Below are 17,048 nucleotides of genomic sequence, written 5' to 3'. Positions count from 1 at the left end.
GCGAGGTGTCGAGAATGGTCGTCGACGCCCAGCAGACTCCGCCCGTCCGGTGAACGCCCGGTAAAGGGGACACCGCGTCAGAGCGGCCATTTGCCGACCGTATTCGAACCCATGACTCAACTTTTGCCATGTCCCCACAGGTCACACCACCGGCCGGGCCCCGGCCACCCCCCGTTCGGCCCCCGGGAGGGTCACTGTTCAACCGGGCCCGCCGCCCGGCCGCCTCAGCGGCCGGCCCGCGCCACCCGCCACTGCTCCCAGGCCGCCAGCCACAGCTGCTCGGCCATCCGCTGCTCCCCCTGTTCCCCGCTCTCCCCCCACTCCCCGCTCCGCAGTTGCTCCCCGCTCCGCACCCGCTGCCAGGCCCGCTGCGCCGGCAGGCTCGCCACCTCGCTGGCGAACACCGAGTACCGGATCGACTCCTCGACCGCGGCGTCGCCCTCCGGCGTACCCACCACCCAGTGCGTCAGCTGGGAGAGCCGCCGGAGCTGCTCGACCAGCGCGGCCACCGCCTCCGCCGCCTCCGCCCTGGTCTCCGAGCCGAGCCGCATCTGCTGGCGCACCGCCGACTCCCACCGCAGCGCGCCCGCCTCCGCGCGCGCCCCCCGCAGCGGCCGCGGCGGCCGCCCGGAGCGCAGCCGGGCCTCGACCGCGGCGGCCTCGCTGATGCCGTGCGCGATCACCTCCCGGTGCGCCTCCAGACCGCTGACCGGGGCCAGCTCGCGCCGCTCCACCGGCAGGCACCGGCCGCGCCGGCCGGCCAGCTCGCGCAGCAGCGCGGTACGGCCGCGCAGACAGCTCTCGGGGTCCTGGATCCGGGCCAGCTCCACGCCGCCCGGCGGCACCCCGCGCCCGCAGACCGTCACGGTCAGCCCGTCCACCCGGAACCGGCCCGCCCAGACCGGCTCGGCGCCGCCCATCGGGCAGCAGCCGGGCAGCGGCGTGCCGGACCACAGGCCGCGCCGGTCCTCGTGCACCTCGACGGCGTGCGCCCGGCCGTCGACGGTGATCCACTCGCGCAGCGCCCTGACCCGGCCCGGGGTGTCGCCCTCGTCGACGCCGAGCTGCTCGTAGACCCGGTCGCGCTCGTCCTCGACCACGTCCTCCAGCTCGGGCAGCGGCTCGTACCGGTCGGCGCCCGGCCGGTGGGTGCGAACGGTGACGTAGGGGCCGGCCGCCGAGGTCCAGTCGCCGGTGCCGACCTCGACCCAGCCGGGAACGGGATCCGCGCCGCCGCCGAACGCGACCAGCGCGACGGGACCGCCCGGTCCGGCCGCGGGGACCACGCCGTACAACGGGAAGTCGGCCGCGTCGAGGGTCCGGCGGGCGAGGTCCTCCTGACCGCCGAGGAACTCCTCCAGGTCACCGACCCGGCACTCGCGCGGACAGTCCCCCGGGCGGCCGCACGGGTCCACCGTGCCCGCACCGTCCCCGTACCGACCGCTCCGACCGCCTCCGCTCGCCCGCGTCATCCCGCGCCGCACCCCCTGTCCTCGCCGTTCCCGCCGTGCCGTAGACCCCGGCAACGATACGTGGCCCGACCTGCCGGGTCATCAGGCCCTTTGCGCACCCGGCCGATCCGCACCTTCCCGTCCCGTCCGACCCCGCACCGTCCCGGCCCGTCCCCGTCCCGCCGGACGGCCCTGCCCGGGGCGCCGCTGTCGGTCCCCCTCCCTACGCTGGCGGCATGACAGCAACCACGGACTTCCCGGCCCGGCTCAGCATCGTCACCCTCGGCGTGACCGACCTCGACCGCAGCGCCCGCTTCTACGAGGCGCTCGGCTGGCACCGGTCCGCCGCCTCCAGCCCGGAGATCGTCTGGTTCCGCACCGCCGACTCGGTGCTCGGCCTCTACCCGCACGACGAGCTGGCCGCCGACGCGGGCGTGCCGTCCGCGGGCGAGCCGGCCTTCCGGGGCGTCACCCTCGCGGTGAACCTGGAGTCCCCGGCCCTGGTCGACGCCGCGCTGGCGACGGCCGTGGAGGCCGGCGCCGGGGTGGTCAAGCCGCCGGCACCGACCGGCTGGGGCGGCTACTCCTGCTACTTCGAGGACCCGGACGGCCACCTCTGGGAGCTGGCCCACAACCCGTTCTTCCCGTTCACCGAGGACGGCTCGCTCGACCTGCCCCGCTGAGCCCCCACCCGCCGCACCGGGCACCGGCGGGGGCGGGGGCTCGCCGCCTCAGCCCTTGGAGCGCGCCTTGAACGCCGCCTTGCGGGCCTCCTTCGCCACCGCCCGGTCCGGGTGCATCTCGCCGACCGCCTCCAGCACGTCCGCCGTGTACGGGTGCTCGACCCGCCACAGCTCACCGAGGTAGTCCGCCGGCTCCTCCGTCACCGGCAGCTCCGCCACCAGCTCGCGCAGCTGGTCCGGATCGCCGCCGGTGTCCAGCAGCTGGGCCGCGAAGGCGTCGACGACCGTCCACAGCGCCGTCGCGCGGTCCGGCGCGGGCACGTCCGCCGCGCCGAGCGCGACCAGCCAGGCCGCCGCGCCGCCGCCCAGCTCCGGATCGCCCAGCACCTCCCGCACGGCCGGTTCGGCGGGCGCGCCGAGCAGGGTCAGCGCCGAGTGGCAGAGCATCCGCCGCATCGGGGCGTACGCGTCGTTGCCGCGCGCCGCCTCCAGCAGCTCGCGCGCCGCCGCCACCGGGTCCCGCCCCTCGATCCAGACGTTCAGCTCCTCCTCGGGCAGCACATTGGCGGCCTCGCTGACCCCGCGGAGCAGCTCGGCGGCGTCCCCCCGGGCCAGATCGCCGACCAGCGGCGCGTCGTAGCCGTCCTCCAGCAGCCACTGGCGGATCCCGTACTGGCCGAGCGGGGTGAGCCGGACCAGCCCGAACCGGGCCGACTCCGCCTCGTCCAGCTCCGCCGGCCCGCCGTCCGGGCCGGCCCCGGCGGTCTCCTCGCCCTCCTCCTCGTCGAAGAGCTCGGGGTCGATCGGCCGGTAGTCCAGCAGGCCCAGCTCGGAGAGGTCGGCGAGCATCGGGTCCAGGGCCACCATCACATCGGTGATGTCGCCCAGCAGCTCGTCGCTCGGCTCCTCGCCCTCGGGGACGACCAGCAGCGCCGCCAGCACGCCCAGCGGCACCGTCTCGGTGCCCGGCTCGGCGAAGGCCGTGGTCTCGTACAGCACCTGCAGCGCCTCGTCGAGCAGCTCGGCGGCCTCGTCCCGGGCGTCCTCGACCTCGCCCAGGCCCTCCTCGTCCTCCTCCGCCTCGGCGTCCCCGTCGTCCTCCCGCTCCAGGTCCTGGGAGTCCGCCTCCACCGCCAGCTCGCGGACGATGCCGGCGGCCGTCAGCCACAGCTCCAGGACGGTCTCGGGGTCGCCCTCCTCGGCCGGCTCCAGGTCCGGGCCCGGGACGGCGACGTGCTCACCGGCCGCCGTGGTGCCGATCTCGACGAGGTCCAGGTCGCAGGCCAGCGACCAGGCGCGCATCGCCTCGACCACCGCCTCCTCCGGGGCCTCCCCCTCCTCGGGGGCGAGGCCGAGCAGCCGGGCGGCCGGGACCCGGTCCGGGGCGGTGAGGTCGCCGAACTCGTCCACCGCCCGGTGCGGGGCCGCCCAGCGGGACAGCCGCAGCGCCCAGTCGAACATCGGGACGGCCTTCGCCAGCGCGGCCAGCTCCGGTTCGGCCGGCAGCCGGACCGGCGGCACCAGCACCGCCGCGTCGTCGAGGTCCTCGTCGTCCAGTCCGTGCGCGGCGAACGCGCCGTACAGATCCTGCAGCTCCAGGTCGGCGGGCAGCACCGCGCCCTCGCCCGGGGTCCCCGCCGCCGAGGGGCCGGCGTTCCTGCGACGTCGTGCGGCCATCGTTGCGCGTTCTCCCTACACCGAGCTTCACCGAGCACCATCGGGCTGCACCGAACGGTCAGCCGGGCCGGGGCCGCGGAGATCACCTCCGCGTACCGGCCCACTACCTCAGCGTATAGGCCGGGCACCCCCGACGCCCGGCCTCCAGGGGCGCGCGCCGCGCGCGCGCCCACCCCTTATCCTTCGAAGTCGGTACCGCGCACAACCCCGCGCGCACCGACGGGCAACGTAGCCCCGCTCTCGCTCACCTGCACCACCAGGGAGCCCGCACCGAGGCCACCACCACAGCGCCCAGGACGGGCGCGCCGGCACACCCCGCCGACCCGCGTGGTGCCCGGCCACAGGAGACCCCTGCCATGGCGGACCTCTCCCCCGCCGGCTCCGGCCTGCGCACCGCGCAGCTCGACGGACGCCGACTGTCGGAGGCCCTGCTTCCCCTGGAGCTCGCGCCCCGCGCCCAGCTCCGGCTCGCCGCGATCAGCCGCTGGAACGCGCTGCGCGGTGTCCGCGTCGGCCTCGTCGCCGGCGCGCTGCTCCTCATGCTGATCGGCGCCAATCTGGCGACGCCGATCTACTCACTGCTCCAGCAACAGCTGCACCTGACCGCGCTGGACACCACCGTCCTCTTCGCGATCTACGTGTTCGCACTCGTCCCGGTGCTGGCCGTGGTCGGCCACTGGTCCGACCACCTGGGCCGCCGCGCCCTGATCCTGCCCGCCGTGGCGCTGTCCGCCGTCGGCGACGTCGTGTTCGCCACCTCGGGCAGCTTCTGGCAGCTCGCCGCCGGCCGCGCCGTCCAGGGCATAGCCGTCGGCCTGACCACCGGCGCCGCCGGTGCCGCCCTGGGCGACCTGCTGCCCGACCGGCCGACCCTGGCCGCCAAGATCACCCTGGCGTGTTCGGCGGGCGGCGTCGCACTCGGCCCCGTGGTGGGCGCCCTGCTGGCCGGGGGCGCCGACCCGCTGCTCAGCCCGTTCCTGCTGCACGCCATCGCCCTGCTGGCGCTCTGCGTGCCGCTGGCCCTGGTCCACCCGCGGATGCCCGGCCGCAACCGCCCGCCGGCCGACCCGCCCCGGATCACCACCCCGGCCCACCTGCTCCCGCAGCGCCTGCGGCTGCCGCGCACCGGCCGCCGCGAGTTCCTGCTCGCCGCCATGGCCGGGTTCATCTCCTACGCGGTCTTCGGCGTCTACCTCAGCCTGGCCCCGGCCTTCGCCACCAAGCTGCTGCACACCGACTCCAAGCTGATCGGCGCCGTGGTCGCGGCCCTGCTGCTCGGCTCCTCGGCGCTGGCCCAGCTGCTCGTCCCGCCGACCGCCGACCGCGTCGTCATCGCGCTCGGCATGACCGGCCTGGCCACCGGCCTGGCCCTGGTCGTCACCGCCGGGTACACCGGCACCCCGGCGCTGCTCTTCATCGGCAGCGTCCTCGGCGGCGCCTGCCAGGGCATCGCCTTCCGCTCCCTGTTCACCACCGCCGTCGGCGCGATGAACCCCGAACGGAGGGGCTCCGAGCTCTCCTCCCTCTGGGTCATCGTCTACCTCGGCTCCTCCCTCCCCATCGTCGCCGTCGGCGCCCTCGTCCAGTCCTACGGCCTGCTCCCCGCCGTCAGCGGCTTCGCCGTCCTCGCGGCCACCCTCTGCGCCGCCCTGGCCGTCGCCGTCGCCCGCAAGCCCAAGCCGGCGGCCTGACCGCCACGCACACCGAACGCCGCTGCCCGGGACTTCCGCCGAAGTCCCGGGCAGCGGCGTTTCCGCACATCGGGTGAACACCCGCGCATCACCCGCTTCGCTGGAGAGCTCTCCCACCGTTCCCCACCGTCCACCCCCCACCCGCCCAGCGGCGGGCGCCCGCCCCAGCCCCGCCCGCGCGCCGCCAAGCGGCGCGCAGGCGCGGACGCAGCAGGGCGGCGAGGTACTCAGGCGGGCGGCGGCGTTCCACCACGCCTACTCGCTCCAGGGCTTCCAGGCACCGGTGTCGATCTCGACGTCGAACGGCCCCGGCAGCCGAACGGCCTCGCCGAACTTCCACTCGCCCAGTGTTCGGTACGCAGCCTCAGCCCTGTTCGGCTCGCCGAACAAGGTGATGCCCGACTGCCGCGGATCCCGATCCACCAGCAGGTAGTAGGGCACCCCATTCCGCGCGTATCCGCTCCACTTGGTGGGCTTGCCGGACACAGGGCTCCGGTCGTTGTGTGCGCCGGGATACGCCGTGACCTCGGCGACCAGGCTGATCTCGTCCGGGCGGAGATACCGGTCCTCCGCGTTTTCCAGCAGATCCGCCTCAGCGCTCACCAGAACGAGGTCGGAACAGTAGCCGTCCCCGACTTCGGCAAGATCGACACCAACGTGCTGCAACACCTGCCACGGGAAGCCTTCGTCCCTGGACTCGGCGCGGAACAGCCACTCATGCAGGTCAGAAAGGATGAGGGCGTGAACCACCGGTGGATACGGTGTCACAACGAACTCTCCACTGATTACTTCTACCCGGAGCCGCTCAGGCAGCCCGAGATGCCCGTCGAGTTCGCCCCGGACCCAGAGCGCATACGGCGACTCGGGCAGGACCCACTGCCCGGTGGCAACAACGGACGACATGCCCCCAGCCTGGCCGCCCGGTCCCGGACAGAGCAGTTTCCTCAAGCCATTTCCCCCGAAGGAGCGGCTTGGGAGGCAGCGGATTGACCTTCGGCCGTTCTACCCAGTCGGCGGCTGATCGAATTCCGGACCCCACCCCCGCTACGTCCGAGCCGCCTCAACCAACCAGGGCCTCTCCGAGCCGTGTGTGAGCCGATCCGGCGAGGGTGCGGTGAAGGGCCTCGGCGCGGGAGCGGACCAGCCCGTCCCGGAACCCCGCCGGGAGCTGCTGCCAAACCCCAACGGCCATGTCAGCGGCCGCGACCGGGTCGCCGTCCATGCTCAGGCAGGTCGCGGCGTCCATGGTCAGCAGGGCCCTGGTCATGACGGACGGCGATTTGGTGAGGGCGAGGGCTGCTTCCTGTTCGGCGTTTGCTTCACGGGTGCGGCCCATCAGCGTGAACGCCTGGGACAGGTGGACGTGGTGCTTCTGGAGCGGGTAGCCGAACCAGGTGTCGGCGGCCTGCGCGGTGGTGAGGTGTTCGGCGATGTTGCGGGCGTCCGCGACCGCACGGAGGGCTCCTCGGTCGTCACCGATGGAGGCCAGGGCGCGCGCGGTGACGGCGGCGGCCAGGGCCGCGGCGGCCGTGGGGGTTCGGCCTGCCTCACGGCGGGCGCTGATCGCCAGGTTCGCGGCGGCGTTCGGGGCGCCGTAGTTGAGCGGGACCATCGCATGCCGGGCCAGGACCCAGGCGAGCATGTGCTGGTCGCCGGATTCGCGGGCAGCCTTCTCGGCGGTGGCGAACCAGCCGTGGGAGTCGCGCTGGTCGCCTCGGTCGTGCTGGATGATCGCGACCAGTCCGGTGATCCCGGCTGCGGTGCGGGCCAGGTCGGTGCGGGTACCGGCAGGGTGCGGGCGGCTGAGGACGGCTTGCAGGAGGCCGAGGTCCTGGCGCATCTGAGCCAGCACGACGCCCGGTGCCCGACCGCGATAGCCGCCGCGATGGCGTTCGAACGCCCCGTCGAGGTAGGCGAGATCGCCGGCGTCGGAGCCGGACAGGCCGGCGTCGATCCCCTGTCGTGCCTCCGCGATGCCGGGCAGCGCGGCGACCCCTGTCGCCAGTGCCGCCGCGCCGAGAAACTGTCGTCGATTCACCGCCGCACCCTCCTCTCCTCCGTCGTCGACCGGCTGCTGGTGGAGCTTGCGCCAGCGCCGCGAGGCGGCCACCGCTCGGGCGACCTCCTCCACCGAGAGCCCGTACCCGTCGGCCAGCAGCTGGTGCCACCTCGGGGTCGGCAGGCGCCGCTCGGTCTCCCAGCGCTTCAGGTTCTCCGGGTCGAACCACGTACCGCCTTGAGCGTCCTGCAAGAGCAGGGCCTGCTCCTCGCGGGTGAGTTCGGCAGTCTCCCGGATCCGCCTCAGCGCGGCGCCGATGCCGTTCGGTGCCATCATGCCGGTCCCCCAAGCCTTTGACTGACTGGTGCCCGATCCTGGCCCCCCGAAGCGGCCCCCCGTGCGAGAAATGCACCCCCTGCCGGCACCACCGGTTGCACTACGGAACGTAGTTGACTGTGTACCAGTCAAGCGGACGGCCGGGCGAGATCCGTTCTTCCCTCCGCATGGCACCCCCAAGCCCCCAGCTCCGTTCTGACGCCCCGAAGGGTTCCTTCGACATGCGCGTGTGCAGCAGCAGCTTCTTCCTGGTCCGCGACCCCGCCTCCGCCCCCATCAGCCGCCAGCGGCTCGGACGGCTGATCGAACAGTGGGGCGTCCGCACGGACGACGACAGCAGCCTGGCCATGAACACCGTGATCTCGGAACTCGTCACCAATGCGGTGCGACACACCACCGGAGCGATGCTCACCGTCGGGGTGCGCGCCAACCTCGACCTGCGGCGCCTGATCATCGAGGTCTACGACGGCTCGCAGGACCTGCCCCGCCACCAGGTGTCCGGCCCGGACGAGGAGACCGGCCGGGGCATGTTCCTGATCGAGCGCCTGGCCCTCAGCCACGGGGCCGAGCACACCGCACGGGGCAAGAAGGTCTGGGCCGAGGTCTCCCTGCCCGAGCAGCCGCTCACCCGGCGTCGGCTACTCGTCCACCCCCGCCGGGCGGCCCGCGCGGTGGCCCGCCGCCTGTCCGGCCCGCGCCGCCCACCGATACACCCGCCCGCCCCGGCTGCCTCCCGCGCCCGCTGACCCGGGCGCCCGTAGCGATCGAGAGGACGACATGACCACCACCCAGCACCACGCCGCGCTCACGGACACCGCCCGGCTCCACGGCCGGGCCGCCGTCCGCAGCTTCCTGGACGGCCCGTCGCTCACAGCGGCCGACCTGTCGATGGTCCTGCTCGTCCGCGAGGACAGCGAGGACTCCGACCGGCCGATGCCGACCGTCACGGTGGCCGAGATCCCGCAGACGGTGCGAGACCTCGCCGCCCTGGGGATCCGCTCGGTGAAGGTGTTCGCCAACAGCTTGCACCGCGACGCCGGGGCGTCCGGCGCCGTCGCACCGGACAGCCTGATGGTCCGAGCCATCCACGCCGCCAAGGGCGCCGAACCGGGCATCGCGGTGATGACCGAGAACTGCCTGTGCGGCCACACCGACACCGGCGAGTGCCACCTGACCAGCAGTGGCCGAATCGACCTGGACCGCACAGCGGCGATGATCGCCGCCCAGGCCGTCCTCCAGGCCCGAGCCGGCGCCGACATCGTGGGACCGGCCGCGATGATCCGGGGCACCACCGCCTGCGTGCGAGCGGCTCTGGACGAGAACGGCCACCGCGACGTGGCGACCATGCCGCACCTGATCTTCGACTCCGCCCTCTACGAGGGCTACCGGGTCACCATGCGAGCCACCCCCGCTTCCGGTGTCCACCGGCCGTTCCAGATCAGCCCGCGCCAGCCGGAGACCGCGGTGGACACCGGCCTCGCCTTCGTCGGCGAGGGGGCGGACATGCTGCTGCTGGAGCCGGGGATGCTCTCGGTGGACGTGCTCACCACCCTCAAGCAGAAGACGTCGGCGCCGCTGATGCCGTTCTCCGTCTCCGGCGAGTACACCCGGCTCGCGCCCGTCGATCCGGGCACCGGGCGGCGGGACTTCCGTCCGTTGCTGGAGCTGTTCACGATGCTCAAGCGCTCGGGCGCCGAGCGGATCATCACCTATGCCGCTGCCGACCTCGCGCGGCTGCTGACTGGCTGAGCGGCCGGGCGAATCTCCGACAGGATCGCCTCGGCGCCCTGGCCCAGGAGAATGCCGGCCACCTGGATGCCCAACTTCTCCGGCTCCGAGACGGGGCCGGAGAAGCGGGCCTCGACCTGCTTCGTCCCGTCCAGGGAGGTGACCTGCGCGTGCAGCGACAGCGTCTCGCCGTCGGCCTTCGCGTAGGCACCGACCGGCACCGAGCACCCGCCGTGCAGCTCGCCGAGCATCGCACGCTCGGCCCGAACCTCCGCGTCCACCACCGGGTCGCCGGTGTCGGCCAGGATCTCTTGAGCCAGCCCGTTGTCCTCGCGGATCTGAATCCCGAGCGCCCCCTGGCCGGGGCTCGGGGGGAACTGGTCCAGCCCCAGCAGCTCGCCGATCGCGTCGTCCAGACCGAGTCGCACCAGCCCGGCCGCTGCCAGCACGACGCCGTCGAGGTTCATCGTCTTGAGCTTGTTCAGCCGAGGCGGCACGTTTCCGCGGATCGGCACGAAGACCAGGTCCGGGCGGACGTGCAGCAACTGGGCGATCCGGCGGGCCGCAGAGGTGCCGACCCGGGCGCCCTGCGGCAGGCCGGCCAGCGTCGAGCCGCACAGGGCGTCCCGCACGTCCTCGCGGCCGGGCGGGGGCAGCAGCACCAGGCCGGGCGGGCTGCTGGTCGGCAGGTCCTTCAGCGAGTGGACGATCACGTCCACCTCGCCCCGCACCAGCGCGGCTTCCTGCTCAGTGGAGAACGCGGAGCCACCGGACAGGGCCGACACCTGCGACAAGGCCGTCTTCCGGTCCCGGTCACCGCCTTCGAGGATCACCTGGTGGCGGAACTCGACGTCGGGGAAGCGCTCCCGCAGCGGCGCCAGGAACTCCTTGACCTGCGCTCGCGCGAGGTGACTGGCCCGCGATCCGACAATCAGCTTCCGCATTCCCGAACTCCCGGCACCTGAAGAGATGTTGACCGGATGCTACTCGAACACCGGCCCACCTTTTTCCGACGGTTTGTCGGAGTCGTGATTGGAGAGATCGAATGCCGCCCAACCGCAGCACGATCCGCATCGGCGCCCGCGACCTGATCGACGCCATCGCAGATTGAACGCGCCGGCCGGACCGGCTTCGTCCACGAGCGGGCGATCTCGGCCGTGCTCGACCGCCGGGTGTCACGACCGACAACGCGGGTGAGCTCGGCGCACGGCCGCGTGCAGCGCGTCCTTCAATATCGGCCGGTCCTTGCACGTATGGCAAGCTTCTCCGCTCACCGCCCCACGCCACCGAACAGGAAGAGACCACCGTGCAGCACCGCGTCCGCGCCGTCCTCGTCACCCCGAACAACACCACGCTGCTGATCAAGCGCATCCGCCCCGGCGTCGACCCGTACTGGGTGATCGTCGGCGGCAAGATCGAGCCGACCGACACCAGCCCCGAGCAGGCTCTGCTGCGCGAGGTCCGCGAGGAGATCGCCGGCGAGCCGCGGATCGTCCGCCACCTCCGCACCATCGAAACCGACACCGACCACGAGGACTTCTACCTCGCCACCATCGAGAAGTGGAGCTTCGAGGACCGCACCGGGCCCGAGTTCAGCGAGGAGGGCCGAGGTGATTACCTCCTGGAGGAGATCCCCCTCACCACCGAAGCCATCGACGCGATCAACCTCCTGCCCCAGGAGATCGCCGCGGTTCTCCGCGCGGCCGTCGAACGCGGTGAACTCCTCGCCGCCGGGTAGCCGCCGACCGGTCGCCGCGTCCGTACGCCAGACTCTCACTGGGTGTCAAAAGCGCCTCACGGTGCGTCAAATACCGTGGTACGTTCCGTACTCAAAGAGAAAAAGGCGACCCCGGCAGCGCGCCAACGCTCCGGGGTCCGGCAACAGGAGCCATCACTCCCGATGCGAGTCCATCGTAGCGCCCACGTGCGCAACTTCACCGTGCTGCCCAACGCCGTCCTGCAGTACCGACGGCTCTCCTACACCGCCCGCGGCCTGCTCGCGGACCTCCTCTCCCGCCCCGACGGCTGGCGGGAGGACGGCCGGCACATGGCCGACAGCAGCCCGCAGGGGCGCGGCGCGATCCGCAAGGCCCTGAAGGAGCTGACCGACGCGGGCTACTACCGCGTCGAGAAGATCCGGATGCCGGACGGCACCATCCGCACCGAGACCCACGTGTACGACACGCCTTGGTCCTCGCCGGATGCCACCCGTCCGGCATCCGGTGGAGCGGGTGCCGGGCACACTGACAGCCCTCCTCCTAAGAACCGGCGCAAAGAACCCTCCCTCCCCGCGAGTTCGGCCGACGACAGCAAGGCCGAAGAGGTCCGCGAAGCCGTGGCCACCCTGTTCCGCGTGATCCGGCCCGAACCACGCCTGCGCCTGGGCGAGGCCGAGGCCGCCGAACTCGCGCCCCTGGTCGCACAGTGGCTGGAGCGCGGCAGCACCCCGGCCGACCTCGCTCAGGCCCTGCTGCCGGGCCTGCCCACCCCGATGCACTCGGCGGCGGCCGTCATCCGCTACCGGCTGGAGCACAAGATGCCGCCCGCCCAGTCCGCCGCACGGCCACCGGCCCGGTACGCCGAGTGCGCCAAGTGCCACGACCCAGTGCCCCGGCCGGGCATCTGCCGCCCGTGCGCCGGTCTGACAACCGGCGCCCTCACGATCGGCAAGGGGGCAGAGGTGGCAACCGCAGGCGCCGCCCGAGTCCGAACCGCCCTGCGCTCCGCGATGACCGGCGGACGGCCCGCACACATCGCCGCCTGAGATACGCGACCCCTCAGCACCGCGTGCCGCCCGGCCGGGCGGCACGCGGCCGGGCCGGGGGTGGGCACCCGCCGGGAGGCGGGTGGGGGGTGGACGGTGGGGAACGGCGGTAGAGCTGCTCAACGCCGGACATCCCACGCGGGTGCCCCCCGAAAACACCGCTGCCGCGCGAACCTTGCGGTTCGCGCGGCAGCGGCAGGCGAGTCAACGAATGGCCCAGGTCGGGTCAGACGTTGAAGCCCAGGGCGCGGAGCTGGTCGCGGCCCTCGTCGGTGATCTTGTCGGGGCCCCACGGCGGCATCCAGACCCAGTTGATCCGCAGGTCCTTGACCAGGCCGTCGGTGGCGGTCCTGGCCTGGTCCTCGATCACGTCGGTCAGCGGGCAGGCCGCCGAGGTGAGGGTCATGTCGATGGTGGCCACGTCGGCGTCGTCGATGTGGACGCCGTAGATCAGGCCCAGGTTGACGACGTCGATGCCCAGTTCGGGGTCGACGACGTCCATCAGGGCCTCGGTGAGGTCCTCGACGGAGACGGTGCCGGCGCTGGTGCCGACCGGGCCGGTCGGGGCGGTCTCCTCCGCGGGGGAGGTGGTCTCTTCGGTCATGGCGGGTGTCCTCCTCTGCGGTGTCAGTCGGTGGCGGGGTGCTCGGCGAGGGCCTTGGCGGTGGCGTCCTTCCAGGCCATCCAGCTGAGCAGGGCGCACTTGACCCGGGCCGGGTACTTGGAGACGCCGGCGAACGCGACCGCGTCCTCCAGCACCTCCTCGTCGCCCTCGCCCTGGCCCTTGCTCTGCATCAGCTCCAGGAACGCCTCCTGGACCGCCTGGGCCTCGCCCACGGTCTTGCCGACCACCAGGTCGTTCAGCACCGAGGCGCTGGCCTGGCTGATCGAGCAGCCCTGGGACTCGTAGGAGACGTCCACCACGGTGGAGCCGTCGAGCTTCACCCGCAGGGTGATCTCGTCGCCGCACGTCGGGTTGACGTGGTGCACCTCGGCGTCACCGTCCCGCAGCCCCTTGCCGTGCGGGTTGCGGTAGTGGTCCAGGATGATGTCCTGGTACATCGAGTCGAGCTTCATGGTCGCGTGCCCCGTCCTCAGCCGAAGAAGTTCCGGACGTGGTGGAGGCCCTCCACGAGCGCGTCGACCTCACCCGGAGTCGAGTACAGGTAGAACGACGCCCGCGTGGTCGCGGGAATTCCGTACCGCAGGCAGACCGGCCGCGCGCAGTGGTGGCCGACGCGCACGGCGATGCCCTGCTCGTCCAGCACCTGGCCCACGTCGTGCGGGTGGATGTCGCCCAGCGTGAACGAGATCGCCGCACCGCGGTCGACGGCCGTGCGCGGGCCGATGATCCGCAGGTCCGGGACCTCCAGCAGGCGCTCGATCGCGTACTCGGTGATGGCGTGCTCGTGGGCGGCGATCCGCTCCATGCCGATACCGGTCAGGTAGTCGACGGCCGCGCCCAGCCCGACCGCCTGGGCGATCGGCGGGGTGCCGGCCTCGAACTTGTGCGGCGCCGGGGCGTAGGTGGACGAGCCCATGGTGACGGTCTCGATCATCTCGCCGCCGCCGAGGAACGGCGGGAGGTCCTCCAGCAGCTCCTGGCGGCCCCAGAGCACGCCGATGCCGGTCGGCGCCAGCATCTTGTGGCCGGTGAAGGCGACGAAGTCGGCCTCCAGCGCCTGGACGTCCAGCACCATGTGCGGGGCGGCCTGCGAGGCGTCGATCACGACCAGGGCGCCGACCGACTGGGCCTTGCGCACGATCGCTTCGACCGGGTTGACGGTGCCCAGCAGGTTGGAGACCAGGGTGAAGGAGACCACCTTGGTCTTCTCGGTGATCAGCTCGTCGATGTTGGACAGGTCGAGCCGGCCCTCGTCGGTCAGCCCGAACCACTTCAGCTTCGCGCCGGTGCGCTGCGAGAGCAGCTGCCACGGGACGATGTTGGAGTGGTGCTCCATCTCCGTGATGACGATCTCGGACTCGGCGTCCACCCGGTACGGCTCGTCCGCCCAGGTCAGCATGTTGGCGACCAGGTTGAGCGACTCGGAGGCGTTCTTGGTGAACACCACCTCGTTGCGGCTCGGCGCGTTGACGAACGCCGCGACCTTGTCCCGGGCGCCCTCGTACAGCGCCGTGGCCTCCTCGGCGAGCACGTGCACGCCGCGGTGGACGTTGGCGTTGTGCCGCTCGTAGTAGGCGTTCAGGGCGTCGAGCACCTGGCGGGGCTTCTGCGAGGTGGCCGCGTTGTCCAGGTAGACCAGCGGCTTGCCGTCGTGCAGCAGCCGCTGCAGGACCGGGAAGTCCTTGCGGATCGCGTCGGTGTCGAGCAGGCCCGACAGGACCGCCGACTCGTGCGTGGAAGAGGTCACTCGGACGCGCCACCCTTCACATAGGCCTCGTAGCCCTCCGCCTCCAGCTTGTCGGCCAGCTCGGCGCCGCCGGACTCGACGATGCGGCCGCCCGCGAAGACGTGGACGTGGTCGGGCTTGATGTACCGCAGGATGCGGGTGTAGTGGGTGACCAGGAGGGTGCCCACCTCCCCGGTGGAACGGACCCGGTTGATGCCCTCGGAGACGACCCGCAGCGCGTCGACGTCCAGGCCGGAGTCGGTCTCGTCGAGGATCGCGACCTTGGGCTTGAGCAGCTCCAGCTGGAGGATCTCGTGGCGCTTCTTCTCGCCGCCGGAGAAGCCCTCGTTGACGTTGCGCTCGGCGAACGCCGGGTCCATCTGGAGGGCGGCCATCGCCTCCTTGACCTCCTTCACCCACAGCCGCAGCTTGGGGGCCTCGCCGCGGACGGCGGTGGCGGCGGTGCGCAGGAAGTTGGAGACCGAGACGCCGGGGACCTCGACCGGGTACTGCATGGCCAGGAAGACGCCGGCCCGGGCGCGCTCGTCGACGGACATCTCCAGGACGTCCTCGCCGTCCAGCAGCACCGAGCCGCCGGTGACGGTGTACTTGGGGTGACCGGCCAGGGAGTAGGCCAGGGTGGACTTGCCGGAGCCGTTCGGACCCATGATGGCGTGGGTCTCGCCCTGCTTCACGGTCAGGTCGACGCCCTTCAGGATCTCCCGGGGACCGTTCTCGGCCTCGACGGAGACGTGCAGGTCGCGGATTTCAAGGGTAGCCATGTGTACTCAGGACTCCTGGTTGACGGAGACGAGCACATCGTCCCCTTCGATCTTTACGGGGTAGACAGCGACCGGCCGGGTGGCGGGCAGGCCGGAGGGCTTGCCGGTGCGCAGGTCGAAGCTGGAGCCGTGCAGCCAGCACTCGATCATGCAGTCCTCGACCTCGCCCTCGGACAGCGAGACGTTCGCGTGCGAGCAGATGTCGTTGACCGCGAACACCCCCTCGTCGGTGCGGACGACGGCGACCGGTACGCCGTTGAGGTCGACGCGCTTGGGCACGTCCTCAGCCAGTTCGCTCAGCGCACAGGCGCGAAGGAAGCTCATGGGTGTCAGACCGCCGCTTCCAGCTCGGCCTCGATCTTCTCCATGAGGTGGTCCTGGATCTCGGTGACACCGATCTGCTGGACCAGCTCGGCGAAGAAGCCGCGCACCACCAGGCGGCGGGCCTCGTCGGCCGGGATGCCGCGGGAGCGCAGGTAGAAGAGCTGCTCGTCGTCGAAGCGGCCGGTGGCGGAGGCGTGGCCGGCGCCGACGATCTCGCCGGTCTCGATCTCCAGGTTCGGCACCGAGTCGACCCGGGCACCGTCGGTGAGCACCAGGTTGCGGTTGAGCTCGTAGGTGTCGGTGCCCTCGGCGGCGGCGCGGATCAGCACGTCGCCGATCCACACCGCGTGCGCGTCCTTGCCCTGCAGCGCGCCCTTGTAGACGACGTTGGAGCGGCAGTGCGGGGTGTCGTGGTCGATGACCAGACGGTGCTCCAGGTGCTGGCCGGCGTCGGCGAAGTAGAGGCCGAGCAGCTCGGCCTCGCCCCCGGGAGCGGCGTAGTTGACCCGCGGGTGGATCCGGACCACGTCGCCGCCGAAGGTGACGACGACGGACTTCAGCGAGGCGTCGCGGCCGATCAGCGCGGTCTGCTGGGCCACGTGCACCGCGTCGCGGTCCCAGTCCTGGACCGAGACGAAGGTCAGCTTGGCGCCGTCCCCGACCAGCAGCTCGACGTTGGCGGCCCGGGTGCCGGTGCCGGTGTGGTTGATCACCACGACGGCCTCGGCGAACGGCTTGACGTCGACGACCACGTGCGCGAAGCGGGTGCCGCCCTCGCCGTGCACGTCGATCCGCACCGGTTCGGTGAGCACCGTCTCCTTGGGGACGGTGACCACGAGCGCCTGCTCGAAGGCGCTGAACGCCTGCGCGACGACCCGGTCGACCGGCTTGCCGGCCTTGCCGAGGCGGGCGTCGTCACGGCCGACGGTCTCGGCGGTGACCCCCTCGGGCAGGCTCAGCTCGACCTTGTCCTCGCCCTTGTCGGCGGTGGCGGCGGTTCCGTCGTGCAGGCCGCCGAGGCGGTGCATCGGGGTGAACCGCCAGTCCTCCTCGCGGCCGGTGGGCACCGGGAAGTCCGCGACGTCGAAGGACGGCGCCACCGCGACGCGCGCGTCGATCGGCTGGCGGACACTGTCCCGGCCGGTGCCGGGACCGGCGAGCTGGGCGCCGGCACCGGCGGTGCCGACCTCGATCGAACCGGCGGTGGTGGAGCCGGAGTTGTTCTGGACGTCAGCCATGGCTGTTCGTTGTGCTCTCTTCCT

General features: G+C 72.4%; 17 protein-coding genes. 6 read left to right on the top strand and 11 right to left on the bottom strand.

Annotated elements, in window-relative coordinates; translation table 11 throughout:
- Positions 1-224: 224 nt before the first annotated feature.
- Entirely contained in the window at positions 225-1,415 is a 1,191-nt protein-coding gene (locus tag ACW14Y_RS29085; protein WP_380392637.1) for a hypothetical protein, read from the bottom strand.
- Between the two features lie 272 nt (positions 1,416-1,687).
- On the opposite strand from ACW14Y_RS29085, the gene ACW14Y_RS29080 reads away from it, so the two are divergent.
- The gene (locus ACW14Y_RS29080) at positions 1,688-2,134 is read left to right on the top strand and encodes a VOC family protein (RefSeq protein WP_380308863.1); all 447 of its coding nucleotides are present in this window, start codon (positions 1,688-1,690) and stop codon (positions 2,132-2,134) included.
- Positions 2,135-2,182: 48 nt separating this feature from the next.
- On the opposite strand, the gene ACW14Y_RS29075 is transcribed toward ACW14Y_RS29080, so the two are convergent.
- On the bottom strand, positions 2,183-3,811 hold the full coding sequence (locus ACW14Y_RS29075; protein ID WP_456983858.1) for a hypothetical protein: 1,629 nt from the start codon (positions 3,809-3,811) through the stop codon (positions 2,183-2,185).
- A gap of 356 nt (positions 3,812-4,167) precedes the next feature.
- Between ACW14Y_RS29075 and ACW14Y_RS29070 the strand changes: the two genes are divergently transcribed.
- Entirely contained in the window at positions 4,168-5,502 is a 1,335-nt protein-coding gene (locus tag ACW14Y_RS29070; RefSeq protein ID WP_380392633.1) for an MFS transporter, read from the top strand.
- A gap of 255 nt (positions 5,503-5,757) precedes the next feature.
- Here ACW14Y_RS29070 and ACW14Y_RS29065 read toward each other — a convergent pair whose 3' ends face one another.
- Positions 5,758-6,405, bottom strand: a complete 648-nt coding sequence (locus tag ACW14Y_RS29065) for a Uma2 family endonuclease (RefSeq protein ID WP_456983856.1) — start codon at positions 6,403-6,405, stop codon at positions 5,758-5,760.
- 157 nt (positions 6,406-6,562) lie between these two features.
- Positions 6,563-7,837: a helix-turn-helix domain-containing protein gene (locus tag ACW14Y_RS29060; protein WP_380308871.1), complete on the bottom strand. Its 1,275-nt coding sequence runs from the start codon at positions 7,835-7,837 to the stop codon at positions 6,563-6,565.
- A 221-nt stretch (positions 7,838-8,058) separates the two neighbouring features.
- On the opposite strand from ACW14Y_RS29060, the gene ACW14Y_RS29055 reads away from it, so the two are divergent.
- Complete coding sequence (locus ACW14Y_RS29055) at positions 8,059-8,583, top strand: ATP-binding protein (protein WP_456983854.1); 525 nt, start codon at positions 8,059-8,061, stop codon at positions 8,581-8,583.
- 31 nt (positions 8,584-8,614) lie between these two features.
- Positions 8,615-9,586 carry a hypothetical protein gene (locus tag ACW14Y_RS29050; RefSeq protein ID WP_380386974.1) on the top strand — a complete coding sequence of 324 codons (972 nt, stop codon included), beginning with the start codon at positions 8,615-8,617 and terminating at the stop codon, positions 9,584-9,586.
- Here the strand turns inward: ACW14Y_RS29050 and hemC are convergent.
- Positions 9,547-10,509, bottom strand: a complete 963-nt coding sequence (gene hemC / locus ACW14Y_RS29045) for a hydroxymethylbilane synthase (RefSeq protein ID WP_456983852.1) — start codon at positions 10,507-10,509, stop codon at positions 9,547-9,549. The genes ACW14Y_RS29050 and hemC overlap by 40 nt on opposite strands.
- 362 nt (positions 10,510-10,871) lie before the next feature.
- Between hemC and ACW14Y_RS29040 the strand changes: the two genes are divergently transcribed.
- Both ACW14Y_RS29040 and ACW14Y_RS29035 read left to right on the top strand, forming a co-directional pair.
- Positions 10,872-11,303 (top strand): NUDIX hydrolase, encoded by a 432-nt coding sequence (locus ACW14Y_RS29040; protein WP_380308879.1) that lies wholly within the window; start codon positions 10,872-10,874, stop codon positions 11,301-11,303.
- Positions 11,304-11,465: 162 nt separating this feature from the next.
- A complete protein-coding gene (locus ACW14Y_RS29035; protein ID WP_380386971.1) occupies positions 11,466-12,329 on the top strand; it encodes a hypothetical protein in 864 nt (287 codons plus the stop codon).
- A gap of 226 nt (positions 12,330-12,555) precedes the next feature.
- Here the strand turns inward: ACW14Y_RS29035 and ACW14Y_RS29030 are convergent, their stop codons facing one another.
- The 6 genes from ACW14Y_RS29030 to sufD are packed head-to-tail and all read right to left on the bottom strand — an operon-like array spanning position 12,556 to position 17,024.
- On the bottom strand, positions 12,556-12,933 hold the full coding sequence (locus ACW14Y_RS29030; protein WP_360016362.1) for a metal-sulfur cluster assembly factor: 378 nt from the start codon (positions 12,931-12,933) through the stop codon (positions 12,556-12,558).
- Between the two features lie 23 nt (positions 12,934-12,956).
- Positions 12,957-13,406, bottom strand: a complete 450-nt coding sequence (sufU, locus tag ACW14Y_RS29025) for a Fe-S cluster assembly sulfur transfer protein SufU (protein ID WP_030394945.1) — start codon at positions 13,404-13,406, stop codon at positions 12,957-12,959.
- Between the two features lie 17 nt (positions 13,407-13,423).
- Positions 13,424-14,671 (bottom strand): cysteine desulfurase, encoded by a 1,248-nt coding sequence (locus ACW14Y_RS29020; RefSeq protein ID WP_380311988.1) that lies wholly within the window; start codon positions 14,669-14,671, stop codon positions 13,424-13,426.
- Positions 14,672-14,697: 26 nt separating this feature from the next.
- Entirely contained in the window at positions 14,698-15,462 is a 765-nt protein-coding gene (sufC, locus tag ACW14Y_RS29015) for a Fe-S cluster assembly ATPase SufC (RefSeq protein WP_030394947.1), read from the bottom strand.
- A gap of 6 nt (positions 15,463-15,468) precedes the next feature.
- Entirely contained in the window at positions 15,469-15,786 is a 318-nt protein-coding gene (locus ACW14Y_RS29010) for a bifunctional 3-phenylpropionate/cinnamic acid dioxygenase ferredoxin subunit (RefSeq protein ID WP_030394948.1), read from the bottom strand.
- Between the two features lie 5 nt (positions 15,787-15,791).
- Positions 15,792-17,024: a Fe-S cluster assembly protein SufD gene (gene sufD, locus ACW14Y_RS29005; RefSeq protein WP_380311979.1), complete on the bottom strand. Its 1,233-nt coding sequence runs from the start codon at positions 17,022-17,024 to the stop codon at positions 15,792-15,794.
- Positions 17,025-17,048 lie beyond the last annotated feature (24 nt).

It is taken from the genome of Kitasatospora sp. cg17-2, from assembly GCF_054031055.1.
This window is presented reverse-complemented; position numbering and strand designations above follow the sequence as displayed.